We start from the raw sequence: 12,430 nt of genomic DNA, 5'->3' as shown, positions 1-12,430 counted from the left end.
GAAGACTACGAGAGAGTTCGGGCCAGGAATCGCTCGGTGAGGCGCCACGCACGCTCCGCCGATTCCGGCTGGTAGAACATCGGCGCCTTGCGGTTGTGGAAGGCATGCCCACCGTCCTCCTGGACGTGGATCTCCATGCCGTCCCGCATCGCACGCTCCACCTTGGCGACGTCCTCCCGAGAAATGTACGGGTCATTCCCACCGAAGTGGAACTGGGCCGGAGCCTCAATGGACTCCATCAACTCCAAGGCCGCCGGCACACCCGACCCGTAAAACGAAACCAACGAATCGCCCTCTGCCCTGGCCGCCAACCTGTAGGCGAGCGTCCCACCGAAACAAAAGCCCAGAACACCGACCTTGCCCACGCCCGGCAGCCCCTTCAGCACGTCCAGCGCCGCCGCCGCGTCCTCCACACCTCTCTCCCAGTCGAACCGCGAGGCCATCGACGTCCCCTCCGGCACCGCCTCCTCGCTGTGCGGGATCGTCCACCCCGGCTCGATTCGCCAGAACATGTCGGGCGCGGCCACGACATATCCGAGCGCCACCAAATCCTCGGCGACCGCCTCCATGTACTCGCCGACCCCGAAGATCTCCTGGACGAGCAGGATCCCGGGCCCCCGGTCGCCCCACACGTGCAGACTGAACTCGCCGTCCGGAACGACGACCCTCTCAACGCGCGACATATCACTCCAAGATCGCGTAAACGGCACTGGCATGTGCGACGGTCGTCCCACCGACCGTCATGTCGATCTCCGCGAACGCCAGCGTCCGTCCCAGCTTCGACAGATGAACGCCCACCAGCACGTCCCGTCCCATGACGGGACGCTGGAACGACGTGCTGAGCTGCACGGTCGTCATCGGAACGAACCCGCCCTTGGCCACCGACACGGCGATCACCACCGCCGTGTCCGCCGCCGCCATCAACGCCTGCCCGGACAGCGCGCCACCTTCCCGCGCCAACCGGTCCGACCACGGCAGCCGCAGCACGACCGTGCCGTCCTCCGCCACCTCCTCGACGACCAACCCCAGTTCCAGCACCCACGGCGCGAAATCGTCACGCAGGATCTCTTCGGGCTTCACCGTCACATGATGCACGCTGAGGACATGGACGAGGAGATCTTCCTGCCCGCCACCTACGCGTCCGGCGTCCCCTACGACACGTTCAGAAGGCTGCGCGCCACATCCCCTGTCACCTGGATCCCCGAACCGGCCGTCGGCTCCTGGCCCGCCGGCACCGGCTACTGGGCGGTGTTCCGACACGCCGACGTCAAACACGTCCTGCGCTCCCCCGACCTCTTCTCCTCCAACCTCGGCGCCACCCAGATCCGCGACCCCGACACGCCCGAGGACCTCGCCTTCGTCCGCGCCATGATGCTCAACCAGGACCCGCCCGACCACGCCCGCCTCCGCCGCATCGTCGCCGCCGCCTTCACGCCCCGCTCCGTCCGCGCCCTGGAAGAGACCATCAACGACCGCGCCCGAACCCTCATCGCCTCCGCCCTCAACAGGGAAACGGACTTCGTCGACCTCGCCGCCGACCTCCCCGTCTGGACGCTCGCGCACATCATGGGCGTCCCCGAGTCCGACCGCCGCCTCCTCTACGACTGGGCGTCCCGCGTCATCGGCTACCAGGACACCGAGTACGCCGCCCTCTCCACCGCCGACACCGCCACCATGAGCCCCATCGCCCGCGCGGCCATGCGGCACCGCCCCACACCGTCCACCCGCCCGGACGGCCACCCCGTCAACCCGCGCTCCTACCCCGCCCTCGCCGACATGTTCGCCTACGCCCACGCCCTCGCCGCCGAGAAACGCCGGAACCAGGACATCATGTCCCGAATGCTCGAAGGCGGCCTCACCACCCAAGAGTTCGAGAACATGTTCTTCCTCCTCGCCGTCGCCGGAAACGAGACACTCCGCAACGGCATCCCCGGCGGGCTCCTCACCCTCCTCGACCACCCGTCCGAACTGGCCCGCCTCCGCGCCGACCCGTCCCTCCTCCCCTCCGCCGTCGAGGAGATGCTCCGCTACTGGCCCCCCGTCATGAACTTCCGCCGCACCGCCACGCGACCGATCACCCTCGGCGACCAGGAAATCCAGCCCAACGACAAGGTCGTCGTCTACCACGCCTCAGCCAACCGCGACGAGTCCGCCTTCCCCGACCCCGACCGCTTCGACATCACCCGCACCCCCAACGATCACGTCAGCTTCGGCTTCGGCCCCCACTTCTGCCTGGGCGCCCACCTGGCCCGCACCCAGATGCGCGCCATCTTCCGCGAACTCCTCCCCCACCACATCACCCGCACCGGCCCGCCCGTCCGCCTGGCCTCCAACTTCCAGAACGGCCTCAAGCACCTCCCCGTCCACCTGGCCCCGTAACCCCGTCGCAAACCCCTCCCCGATCTCGGTACCCTTGCGGGACGGGTCGCTAGCTCAATTGGCAGAGCTCCGGACTTTTAATCCGTAGGTTGTGGGTTCGAGTCCCACGCGACCCACCACCCTGACCAGGGCAAACACGAGATTGTCCCAGTTTGCCCGCCGCCCGATTCGCCCCGCTCTGGCCCGCTGTCTGCTCGAGGTTTGCTCGTGGGCACGGATCGGGCCTGGTCACCCCCGATTTCCAACGATGTTCCCCGGCACCCGCCCGCCATCGTGTATGGGTGGCGGGCACCCTGAGCTTCGAGGAAAATTCCGCGAGCGGGGATCACCGCTAGACGCACGTAACGCCGATCCGGATGCGCTCGACGCCTCACCAGATCCCCCACTCACCCCGGGCGCCGCCACTAGACAGACGCAGCGACCGTCCCATCTGCGGCAACACCCTCTTCGCGGTGCACTAACACGGCTTTCCAGCAGAGGCAACTTTCGCCCGTGTGCGAACAAGCACCTGGGTGGGTCTCCTCCGGCGTCGGCGATGCGCATATACAGTGATGACAGCCACGCTGACATCGAAGGGGTCCGGTGGAAGAGCACGATCAGGAAGTTCGGTTCAATCAGGCGATGGGAGCCAGGATCCGCGCTGCCCGCAAGGACGCCGATCTCGTCCAAGCCCAGCTTGCCCAGATGGTCGGGCTCTCTCGGGCGTCGATCACCAACATCGAAGCCGGTTCCCAGGCGCCACCCCCCTACAAGCTGGCCTTGATCGCCGATGTGTTGAGGGTCAGCGCCGCTGACCTGTTGCCCGTATTGGCTGAGCTTGGCGGAGTCGAGTCGGGGATGCCAGAGCACCTTGCGGAAGCCTTGGCCAACGTGACATCCGCAGCCAGCGAGCTGGCGGGAGGCGGTCATGGCCAGAGCTGATGTCGCCGCACGCGAACTGCTCGCCAAGGCGGGCGTCGTGAAGCCCCCCGTGGACCCTTTCCGGATCGCCCAGGAACTACTCGGAGTCCTAGCGGCTGCTCCTCGGTGAGCCCGAGGGCGTGAGCGTGTGGGACACGACGTCGGGAAGCGGTTATTTAAGGTCCCGGACGCAGAGGGGACCGTGGACATTACCCGCGACGAGAACTACGTGGTCACCTCCCACGGAACCGCGATGGACCTCTGGGATCTCGACACGGGACGCAAGGCGCGACCCTGGCAAAGAGAGGATCCGGACCGGCTCCCGGGCGTCTGCTGTTCTGGGGCTCCTTCAGAGGGAACCAGGCTCGTTGTTTCGGGGGTCGGGCAGTTCGGCGGCGGAGAGGAGCGGTAGACCGCCGGGGGCGCGGCAGGCCTCCAGCAGCCGTTTCAGCTGGAGGTCGTCGGTAGCCGGCGGTCCTTCGCAGACCTCGAAGTACTCGGTCAGAAACTCCTCGACATGGGCGCCGTTCACCATGCCTTCGCGCCGGGGCAGCACCGTACCGCCGAAGACCATGAGCATCAGGCCGGGCACCCGGCGTCCGGACTTGCCGAGCGCCGGCTGGAAATAGGGGATCGGCAGGAACCGCACGTCGAGCCGCTCGTAGAAGCGTAAGCGCGCGCGTGGATCGCCGTAGGCCGTGGCGTGGTGGTACCGCGGATCCTCGATTTCGGCGACCAGCAGGCGGGGATTCCAGCGCGCGGTCCAAGCGTCGGTGGCTGCGGCCATCAACTGCGTACCGATGCCGCCGCTGCGCACTCCGGGCCGCACCGCCAGATACGACAGCAGCGCCACCTGGCTGCCGCCAAACCAGTCGCCGACGGCACCGCCGAGGATGTCGCCTGCGGGCGTCCGCGCGGCGAGGACATGGGTGCCGCCCGAACGGACGCTGGCGATGAAGTTGGCCTCGGCCTCCAGCTCGTCCGCCGGGAAGTTCGGCACCAGTACGCGTTCGTAGAAATCGGTCAGGCCGGAATCATCGATGGAGGCCATTGGCTCGACGTGACACGCCGAGGGAGCCGATCCTGCCACGGGCTGCTCCTTGGTGAGGGGACTCATACCAAGATTGCACCGAATCCCCGGCGAGAAAGCCTGCCTTCGGTATGTTCGTGTTTGCGCGGAGGTAAGGATTCGCAATCAGCCATCGCGTCAGTGCATGATACGTCCCGTACCCCGTGGGGGCTAGGGCAAGAAGGGGTGGGCGTGAAGAATTCGTATGCAGTCGTGGTGGCCGACACCGATGGCCTGATCCGGTCATGGGATTCCGGGGCCGAGAAGCTGCTCGGCCATCAGGCCGGTGCCATTGTCGGTCAAAGCCTTGATGTGATCGTGCCAGACGAGTATAAGGAAGCGCATTGGGCCGCGTTCCGTGCGCTCATGGCCACTCCCGCGACGACCGCCGACACTGGGCTCGACCGCGGCGCCGTGCGGCTTCCGGTTCACTGCCAGGACGGTTCGGTGCGGCCGCTCGCCGTCCGGCTGATACTGCTCCGTGATCCATGGGGAAGCCCGGCCGGCGCCGTCGCGCTTTTCTCGGCGGCGGAACCGCCCGCGGGCGCCGACGCACTGCCTGAACTCTGATTCCGACCGGCCCATAATTTGGTCCGTTTCTGGGGCGAGCAGGTTCGCCGTACTGCACACGCTCTCGGATTTGTCATGCCAGCGACGGGTAGGATCACAGAGAAGAAGGCAGGGTCATGACGGAATTCGTGCGCTATACCTTGGAGGACGGATCCGAGGTCCTTTTCGAGTCGGACAGCGCCTCCCTGTTCGACGACCAGGGAGGCGAGGAGGAGATCGCCGACCACGGCCGTCTGCAGGCGCGCTTTGCGCGCATCGCGAGCACCGCGCAGGAACTGGCCGCCTCCACCCGCGCCACGGTCACCGGAGTCGACGAGCTGACCATGAAGTTCGGCGTCAAGGTGTCCGGGAAGGTCGGCTGGTACTTCGTCAAGGCACAGGGCGAGAGCGTGATCGAGGTGACGCTGACCTGGAGGCGCGGGGGGACGGCAGAGGAATGAGCGGTCCCCTCGACGGCGTGGTCGCGGCGGCGCCTCTCGTGTGCCGGCGGCTGAGGGCGGGCGACGTGGGGCAAGGGGAGAAGGGGGTCCCCCTCGGCTCCGGAGTCCTGGTCGGTCCGACCCATGTGCTGACCGCCGCGCACGTCCTGAAGGGCTGCGCCGGGTCGAAGATAGGGCTGCGGTTCGACGGGCTGCCGATGGTCCGGGCCAGGCGCGTCGACCTCGGGCCCGAGGCCGATCCCGAGAAGCTGGACGTGGCGCTGCTGGAACTGGACCGTGCGCCGGTGGGGCCAGCGCCGGTGGCGCTGTGGCCGGTGCGGCGCCTCCCTGACAAGGTGCACCTCTTCGGCTACCCAGCGGAGGATCTGAAGGCCGAGGGCGCATGGAGGGACTTCACCAACCCGACAGAAATCGCCAAGGGGTTCGTGCAGGTCGACTGGCCCGAGAGGGCCCTCGGCTCGCTGAAGGGCCAGAGCGGCGGTCCGGTCATCGCCTTCGCCGGCGAGCGCCCGTGCCTGGTCGGCCTGTTACGGGGGGCCATCCCGGACCTCCGGGTCTCCCGCTTCGTGCCGGTCAGCGCGGTACGAAGAGTGTGGCAGGGCCTCCCTCGCCCGTGGTCATTCGCCGGTGCGGGATCGGCGGCGCATTTCACCTGCCGGGCCTATGCCCGGCAGGCCGGCGACCCGGACGCGGACCTGTTCCGCGGTCGGCGGGCGGCCGTCGGCAGGGTCGGTGAGCATCTGAGGGCGACGGCGCCCGAGGGGCGGGCCCTGGTGATCACCGGTAGGCCCGGCGCGGGGAAGTCCTCGGTACTGGCCCGGGCGATCATCGATCAGCCCGAGGCGAGCGCGGGTGGGAGCCTGGCGTTCTTTGCCCGTGACACCACGGTGGACGCCCTGCTGGACGCGGTGGCCGATTTGTGCGGCCTGCCGCGGTCGCCCTCCCCCGACGCGCTCATCGAAGGGCTGAAATCACTGGACGAGGCCGGAGCGGCCGCTCCCGTCCAGATCGCGGTCGACGCGCTGGACGAGGCGGCCGACGGCGAAGCGAGGAAGATGGCCGCGGTGCTGTCGGCCCTGGCACGGGTGCCCGCAGTGCGCGTGGCGGTGGCCTGCCGGCTGAACCGCGACAGCGACGGCGACGACCTGCTGACCCCTCTCAAGCCGCCCGGCGGAAGCTGCGATCTAGTCGACCTCGATGGCGAGTACCAGGATCTTCCAGGACTGGAGAGGGCCGCGGCGGCCGTGCTGGCCCAGGTGGAAATCCACGAACCGTCCGGTGCGGCGTGGCGTGCCTATCGGAGCGACCCGGAACTGCGCGCCAGGCTGGCACGGGTGATCGGTGACCGCGCCGAGGGCAACTACCTGGTCGCCGCACTGGCGGCCATCGCGCTCGCCCGCGCGGACGCGCCGGTCGATCCGGCCGATCCCGGGTTCGACGCGCAGAAGATGGTCCCCTCCGGCGTCGGCGAGGCGCTCACCGGCTGCCTGAACCGGTTTCCCGTGGCCGAGCGGACCGCCGTGCGCTGCCTGCTGACCGCCCTCGCCTACGCCCGGGGCGCCGGGCTTACCGACGACCAGTGGCTCCTGTTCGTCCGCGCCCTGGAACCGAGGAGGATTCAGCACCTCAGCCCGGAGTGGATGCACTCCGGGCCCATGGCCGGCTATCTGCTCACCACGGGAAGCAGCGCGGACGGGATCACACGAAGGCTGTTCCATCGTGCCCTCGACGAGGAGTTGCTGCCGTCCGAACCGAAGCGGTCCCACGATCAGCAGGCGATCGTCGAGACGCTGCTGGACGTCCACGGCGGCGCGGGGGACGGCACCGGATGGGACACAGCGCCCGCCTACCTGATCGCCCATCTGGCCGAGCACGCGGCCGAGGCAGCGTCCGGCGTGCTCGACAAGCTGATCGGCGATGCCGAGTTCCTGGTGCACGCCGAGCCGGCGTCGCTGCTGCGAGCGCTCAACCGGACCACGGCGCCGGAAGGGACGCCGGAAGGGAGGGCGGTCCGCGACGTCTATCGCACCTCGGCCCACCACTACCGGGGAACCGAGGCCGGTACCGGCCTGGACCCGGACGGCCGCCGCCTGCAGCTGAAGGAGCGCCGGGAACTGCTCGCCATCGACGCCGCCCGATTCCAGGCCACGACCCTGCTCCGCGGGCTCAGCGACCCGTTACCGGTGCGGCCCCGCTGGGCAAGCGGGGCCCAGGCGAGCCGCGCGCTGCTGTGGAGCCTGCACGGCCATGACGCCGGGGTGAGCGCCATCGCCGCGACACGCCTTCCCGACGGCCGCCAGATCGCCCTCACGGGCGGCTTGGACGGCTACCTCTGCTTCTGGGACGTCCACGACGGCTCCCAGATGCGATGCCCGCTGCCCGACGGTGCCGACATTGTCCAGGCCATCGCCTGCGCGGACGTCGACGGCCAGCCCGTGGCGTTTACCAGCGGCGACGACGGCACGGTAAGCGCCTGGGACCTGCGGACCCGGGCCCCGTCCGAACACCTGACCATCCCGGGGTACGGTGCCCACGCCCTGGCCGGCGCCATGGTTGAGGACGGGCCGGTCCTGGTCTGCGGCAGCGCCGCTGGATCCGACGGATCTGCCGGATGCCTACGTCCGTCGCCCCCCTTCGCCTGGCACCCCCTGGCCGGGTTCCCCGGTTCACCGGACCTGGTGGTCGCCTGCCTCCAGACCGGCGCGACGGCGGCGCTGGCCGTCCTGGCCGGACGCACAGGGGGAGCCCAGGTGTGGGACCTGCGCGCCGGAGTGCGGCGGCCGACCTCGATCGACGGCGTGAGCGAGGTGCAGGCCGTGGCCTGCACCGAACTCAATGGTGCCCCGGTCGCGGTCACCTGCCATCGGGATCGGCCGGTACAACTCTGGGACCTCGACACCGGTGAGCCCCTGGGACCACTGGGCATGGATGACGAGCGTGCTCTCACCGTGGCCTGTACGAGAATCGGCCGTGCCGTGATCGCACTCACCGCGCACGCCAACGGAACGATCGGCGTCTGGAACCTCGAGGTCAGGCGACGGGTGGAGACCCTCGTGGGGCACACCAGCGCGGTACGCCAGATCGTATGCGCGGAAAGGGACACGGCCTGTTCGGCCGGCGGCGGAACCGACCAGCCGCCGTTCGCGGTCAGCGGGGACGACGACGGTACCGTCAGAGCCTGGGATCTTTCGGCCGTATCTGGTACCGCTGGACGTCCGGGCGGCTCGCGTGCCGCACGGGCCACGGGCAGTTCACCCGCCATAGGCAGCTCACATGCCACGGGGGGCTCGCGCCGTCAGCGGCGCACGTCGTACAGCGGGTCGGGCACCACGGCGTTGGCTCCGCGCCCCGGCCACTCGGCCGAGGTGTCGGCGGTCGCGTGCGTCCCGGGCGAGCCAGTGGTACTGAGCGTGGCCGCCGACGCCGTCCGGTGCTGGGATCTGGTGTCAGGTGAGCCGCAGCAGCCGTTCACGAACTTCGGGGCCCCGGTCACCTCGGTCGGCTGCGCTGTGCTGGGCGATGAGCCGGTGACGGTCTTCGGCGGCGCCGAGGGGCAGGTGAGCGTCCGGTACCTGGACGGCGGCGCGCAGCCGATGGTGCTCGACGTCCCCTCTGGACCGATCTCGGCCGTGACCTGCCGCAGCATGGCGTCGATGATCGACGGTGGCGCCCCCGGGTTGCAGGTGGCTGCGGCCGACGCCCGGGGAGGCCTGTGGGTCTGGGACGTGCCGGAAGCCGGGCGGCCCGGCGCGCCGGTTCCCCGGCACCTGCGGCCCGACCCGCAGCGCCGCGGCGCCAGCACCGCACTGACCTGCGGTGAACTCGACGGCCGGCCCGTGCTGGTCGGTGCCCGCACCGATGAGCGGGCCCAGGTCTGGTGGCTGGACACGCTGCAGACCCGCAATTACCTGCGAGGCCATACCGGGGCGGTCAACGCGGTCGCCTGCGCCGACCTCGGAGGAGGTCCGCTCGTCGTCACCGGCGGCGAGGACACCCGCGTCCGCCTCTGGGATCTACGGGACGTCGAGCAGCTCGCGACCCTCTCCCATGACGGCGAGGTGCTCGCGGTGCTGGCCACGACACTCGACGACCATCCCGTGGTGATCAGTGGGGGTACGGATCGTTACGTCATGATCTGGAGCGTGCAGGACCCGTCCGATCCCCGCCCCCTCCACCGGATCGCCTGTCCCTATCCCGTCACGGCACTCGACAGCGCACCCGGAGTGCTGGCCGTGGGATCGGGACGCGAGGTGATTCTTTTCGAGCTTCCCCCGCCGGTCAGGGAAGCGGAGCGGTGACCGACCGGTCGTCCAACTCGCGCAGCCGGACCCGCAGGAAATGCCGGACGGCGTCGGCGAACGAACTGGACCGGGTGTCAAGGTCCGCCCCGGTGGGAGGCGGAGGGAAGATGCCCTCCAGCATGTCGCTGCCAACCTCCCGCAGACCGGACGGCGCGGTTCTTCTGGTCTGCCGGACGTGGGCCCAGTACGGGCGAAAGAGCCGTTCCATCCGGACCAGGGCGGCCTCATACTCGCGCCGGGCGGTCTCCCGCAGCTCACCGGCACGCGAGGTGTCCTCACTGATCAGCTTCAGGTCGCGCATGCGCGCGCGGACATGGTCCAACCGCGACTCGTACAGCACCCTGGTGTATTCGCTCGGCGCCTGGTCGGGCGTCTCCTGGCGGGTGTTGAAGACGTAGGCGTGCATGACCGCGCGAGCATGGGCGTCAAGGGCCGCGCGCAGGCGCCCCGCGACCTCGGGCGGCGGCACCTCGAACGCGCGCCGCCAGTTGATCTCCCCGAACGTCTCGGCGAGCAGGACGCGCAGCTCGTATTCAGCCTGCTCGGCGATCCTCGCCTCCAGGGGACGGATCTGCCGCTCGGCCTCGTCCAAATGCCCCGGGTACTGCGGAGCGCACAGGACGTCGGTGCTCAGATAGTCGACCCACAGCAGGCACCACTCCTCTTCCAGGTAGTCGAACGCGATCCTGGCCTCGTGGTATGCGGCCAGCACTTCCCCGAGCGGCCGCTTCAGGCGAGCGCCCACCTCACCGAGGTACGTATGGATCAGGCCCCTGACCTGCATGACGTTGTCGTCCTCCGGAGAGTCCTGCGGGACGCCGTGCGCCGCACGGTCGAGCAGGGCGCTCATCCCCCGCAGCGCCTCCCAGGAGCGTTCCCACTGCCCGGGCTCGGCGTACTCGGGCCGCAGCGTGCTGGGGAAGGAACTGCGGAACATCCTCAGATACCCGAGCCATTCACGGCTCGCGGGTGACTCGTCCGCATGGGGCATGTCCTCGAACCGGTCGAGGATCTCGTCGCAGAGCGGAAAGGGCACCGCCTCACCGACCCACCAGAAGGCGTCGAAAAAGACCCGTGCGAAGGCGAGGTCGACCGTTCGCGGCTCGGCATCCGAGCGGGCCAAGTGAAAAAGCCAGTCAGTCTGCAGTACGTGCCATTCGGGGTGTTCGTAGCGATGCCATGTGCGGTAGAGCGCATCATCCTCGTCGGTTTCGAATGCGTTGAGCAGCCTCTCCCAATGTGCGGCGGCGTAACCGTGAATCCGGTGGTAGAAGGCGGGGTCCTGGCCGAGCAGCGCCCGTTCGCGTCGGCCGCGCACGGCCTCGTGCAGCCGCAGGCCCTGTTCGAGGTCGTCGTCGAACCCGACGACGAAGGACTGATGCCGCAGAACGGTCTGCAGCGCGGAAACTTCGGCCGCCACCGCGCCGGTGTCCTGGAGGAGCGCGGCGAGCAGCGGCTCGTCGAACCGCCGCACCACGCTCAGCCTGTCGAGCAGGCGCAGACGGCCCCGGTCGCGCGTCCAGGAGGCCGGGCTCCACAGATCGTCGAGCAGCCCGTCCAGCGCCGCGCCGATCGCGTCCAGCCGTAAGGACGTCCCGGCTCCCTCCGGGAGGTTCCCGGTCGTGCCGAACGCCCGTCGCAGGTCGAGCTCTTCGCCGTACGCGGCGTACAGGTCGGTGGCTATGCCGACCGCGAGGGCGTACCCCTGCGTCATCTCCACCGTCTGGGCGATGTGACGATCGAGGTTTTCAGAGGACGGTAGCCGCATCCGCTGGTAGCTCGCGACGTCCGAGCGGCTGAGCGGGGGCAGGTGATGGACAACGCCCTCGGGCGTCGGGCCGCCCGGACGGCGCGCGACGATCCTCACGCTTGCGGGCAGGCTGACCAGCAGGTCGAGCAGCCATCCGGCGGTCGGGGTCCCCTCGACACGGTCGAATTCGTCGATGAGGACGGCCAGGCCCGCGTGGTCGTTGGACTGTTCCTCGCAACCCGACAGCACGTCTCTGACCTCGTCGAACAGAAGCCAGACAAGGTCGTCGGGCCGGGCGGCGACCGCGTCCTGGCGGCCAATGCGCGCGTCCGGCCCGGAGCCGTCCGCACCGCGATACTTCGGATCGGACATGCGCTCGGTACGCCAGACCGTGTCGATGATCCGGTTCGCGGCGTCCTGGATCCTCCTCTGGCGGGCGGCGTCCGTCACACGGGCGCCGTCAAGGTCTGTGGCGATGAGCCGGGCCGCGGTACGGCACCAGTTGAGCGTGGTGCGCGCCTGTGCGTCCGGGGTTCCCGCGGGGGCCGCGGCGACCGCGGCGATCCGGCTGGCGCTGATGTACCCGACGGCCAGCCCGCCGGCGGCGAGCCTGCGGCCGGTCTGGAAGAGAAGTGATGACTTGCCCGTGCCCGCACCGCCGACGATCTGGTGAATCCGCCGCTCTCCGGTCGTCGTGGTGAGCTCGGCCAGTAAGTCCTCACGTCCTACGAACCAGGCATCAGGCATCCATGAGAAGTCGACCAGTTCAGTCATTTATCAGCACTCCATACCGCGAACATCCGAGCACTCACGATGGTTCCAAAGCCGCTTCTAGATCACAATCAGAATGTCTCTACGAACCTATCCGCGGACCAATCGACGCACAGCCCGGAGCGTTGGCGCAACCTAGTCACATCTCCTGCGGTCATCCGCGTCCGGTGACGCTGGCGACTGTGCAGACATCCGCTGTCGTCGCACCGCTGGCATTTCCCCGGACTCAATTGCGGTGCGGACGCACCGA

Annotated in this window: 9 protein-coding genes and 1 tRNA gene; 6 read left to right on the top strand and 4 right to left on the bottom strand. The window is 69.1% G+C overall.

Going from position 1 to position 12,430, the window contains the following annotated elements; genetic code table 11:
• Positions 1 to 5: 5 nt before the first annotated feature.
• Positions 6 to 683 carry a dienelactone hydrolase family protein gene (locus D0T12_RS21340; protein ID WP_117401409.1) on the bottom strand — a complete coding sequence of 226 codons (678 nt, stop codon included), beginning with the start codon at positions 681 to 683 and terminating at the stop codon, positions 6 to 8.
• 1 nt (position 684) lies between these two features.
• Positions 685 to 1,080, bottom strand: a complete 396-nt coding sequence (locus D0T12_RS21335; protein WP_199487599.1) for a PaaI family thioesterase — start codon at positions 1,078 to 1,080, stop codon at positions 685 to 687.
• A 24-nt stretch (positions 1,081 to 1,104) separates the two neighbouring features.
• Here D0T12_RS21335 and D0T12_RS21330 point away from each other — a divergent pair, with 24 nt between their 5' ends.
• The 3 genes from D0T12_RS21330 (at position 1,105) to D0T12_RS21320 (ending at position 3,300) form a co-directional block, all read left to right on the top strand.
• Positions 1,105 to 2,379 (top strand): cytochrome P450, encoded by a 1,275-nt coding sequence (locus D0T12_RS21330; protein ID WP_117401610.1) that lies wholly within the window; start codon positions 1,105 to 1,107, stop codon positions 2,377 to 2,379.
• A gap of 43 nt (positions 2,380 to 2,422) precedes the next feature.
• Positions 2,423 to 2,498, top strand: a tRNA-Lys gene (locus D0T12_RS21325).
• A gap of 463 nt (positions 2,499 to 2,961) precedes the next feature.
• On the top strand, positions 2,962 to 3,300 hold the full coding sequence (locus D0T12_RS21320) for a helix-turn-helix domain-containing protein (RefSeq protein ID WP_199487598.1): 339 nt from the start codon (positions 2,962 to 2,964) through the stop codon (positions 3,298 to 3,300).
• A gap of 328 nt (positions 3,301 to 3,628) precedes the next feature.
• Here D0T12_RS21320 and D0T12_RS21315 read toward each other — a convergent pair whose 3' ends face one another.
• Complete coding sequence (locus tag D0T12_RS21315; protein WP_158581574.1) at positions 3,629 to 4,330, bottom strand: GNAT family N-acetyltransferase; 702 nt, start codon at positions 4,328 to 4,330, stop codon at positions 3,629 to 3,631.
• Positions 4,331 to 4,540: 210 nt separating this feature from the next.
• On the opposite strand from D0T12_RS21315, the gene D0T12_RS35465 reads away from it, so the two are divergent.
• The 3 genes from D0T12_RS35465 (at position 4,541) to D0T12_RS21300 (ending at position 9,656) form a co-directional block, all read left to right on the top strand.
• Positions 4,541 to 4,918, top strand: a complete 378-nt coding sequence (locus D0T12_RS35465; RefSeq protein ID WP_158581573.1) for a PAS domain-containing protein — start codon at positions 4,541 to 4,543, stop codon at positions 4,916 to 4,918.
• Positions 4,919 to 5,034: 116 nt separating this feature from the next.
• Positions 5,035 to 5,358 carry a CU044_2847 family protein gene (locus D0T12_RS21305; RefSeq protein WP_117401406.1) on the top strand — a complete coding sequence of 108 codons (324 nt, stop codon included), beginning with the start codon at positions 5,035 to 5,037 and terminating at the stop codon, positions 5,356 to 5,358.
• Entirely contained in the window at positions 5,355 to 9,656 is a 4,302-nt protein-coding gene (locus D0T12_RS21300; protein WP_117401405.1) for an nSTAND1 domain-containing NTPase, read from the top strand. The genes D0T12_RS21305 and D0T12_RS21300 overlap by 4 nt, the downstream gene beginning before the upstream one ends.
• On the opposite strand, the gene D0T12_RS21295 is transcribed toward D0T12_RS21300, so the two are convergent.
• Positions 9,637 to 12,183: a hypothetical protein gene (locus D0T12_RS21295; RefSeq protein ID WP_117401404.1), complete on the bottom strand. Its 2,547-nt coding sequence runs from the start codon at positions 12,181 to 12,183 to the stop codon at positions 9,637 to 9,639. The two genes, D0T12_RS21300 and D0T12_RS21295, sit on opposite strands and share 20 nt — an antisense overlap.
• Between the last annotated feature and the right edge of the window lie 247 nt (positions 12,184 to 12,430).

Origin of the sequence: Actinomadura spongiicola, assembly GCF_003432485.1 — a bacterium.
GTDB classification, from domain to species: Bacteria; Actinomycetota; Actinomycetes; order Streptosporangiales; family Streptosporangiaceae; genus Spirillospora; species Spirillospora spongiicola.
The sequence above is the reverse complement of the archived record's forward strand: the minus strand, read 5'-3'. Positions and strand labels throughout refer to the sequence as shown.

Excerpts from the sequence above, each read along its gene's own strand:
- D0T12_RS21340 (WP_117401409.1), bottom strand. The coding sequence starts at position 683 with ATGTCGCGCGTTGAGAGGGTCGTCGTTCCGGACGGCGAGTTCAGTCTG.
- D0T12_RS21330 (WP_117401610.1), top strand. The coding sequence starts at position 1,105 with ATGGACGAGGAGATCTTCCTGCCCGCCACCTACGCGTCCGGCGTCCCC.
- D0T12_RS21315 (WP_158581574.1), bottom strand. The coding sequence starts at position 4,330 with ATGGCCTCCATCGATGATTCCGGCCTGACCGATTTCTACGAACGCGTA.
- D0T12_RS21305 (WP_117401406.1), top strand. The coding sequence starts at position 5,035 with ATGACGGAATTCGTGCGCTATACCTTGGAGGACGGATCCGAGGTCCTT.
- D0T12_RS21300 (WP_117401405.1), top strand. The coding sequence starts at position 5,355 with ATGAGCGGTCCCCTCGACGGCGTGGTCGCGGCGGCGCCTCTCGTGTGC.
- D0T12_RS21295 (WP_117401404.1), bottom strand. The coding sequence starts at position 12,183 with ATGACTGAACTGGTCGACTTCTCATGGATGCCTGATGCCTGGTTCGTA.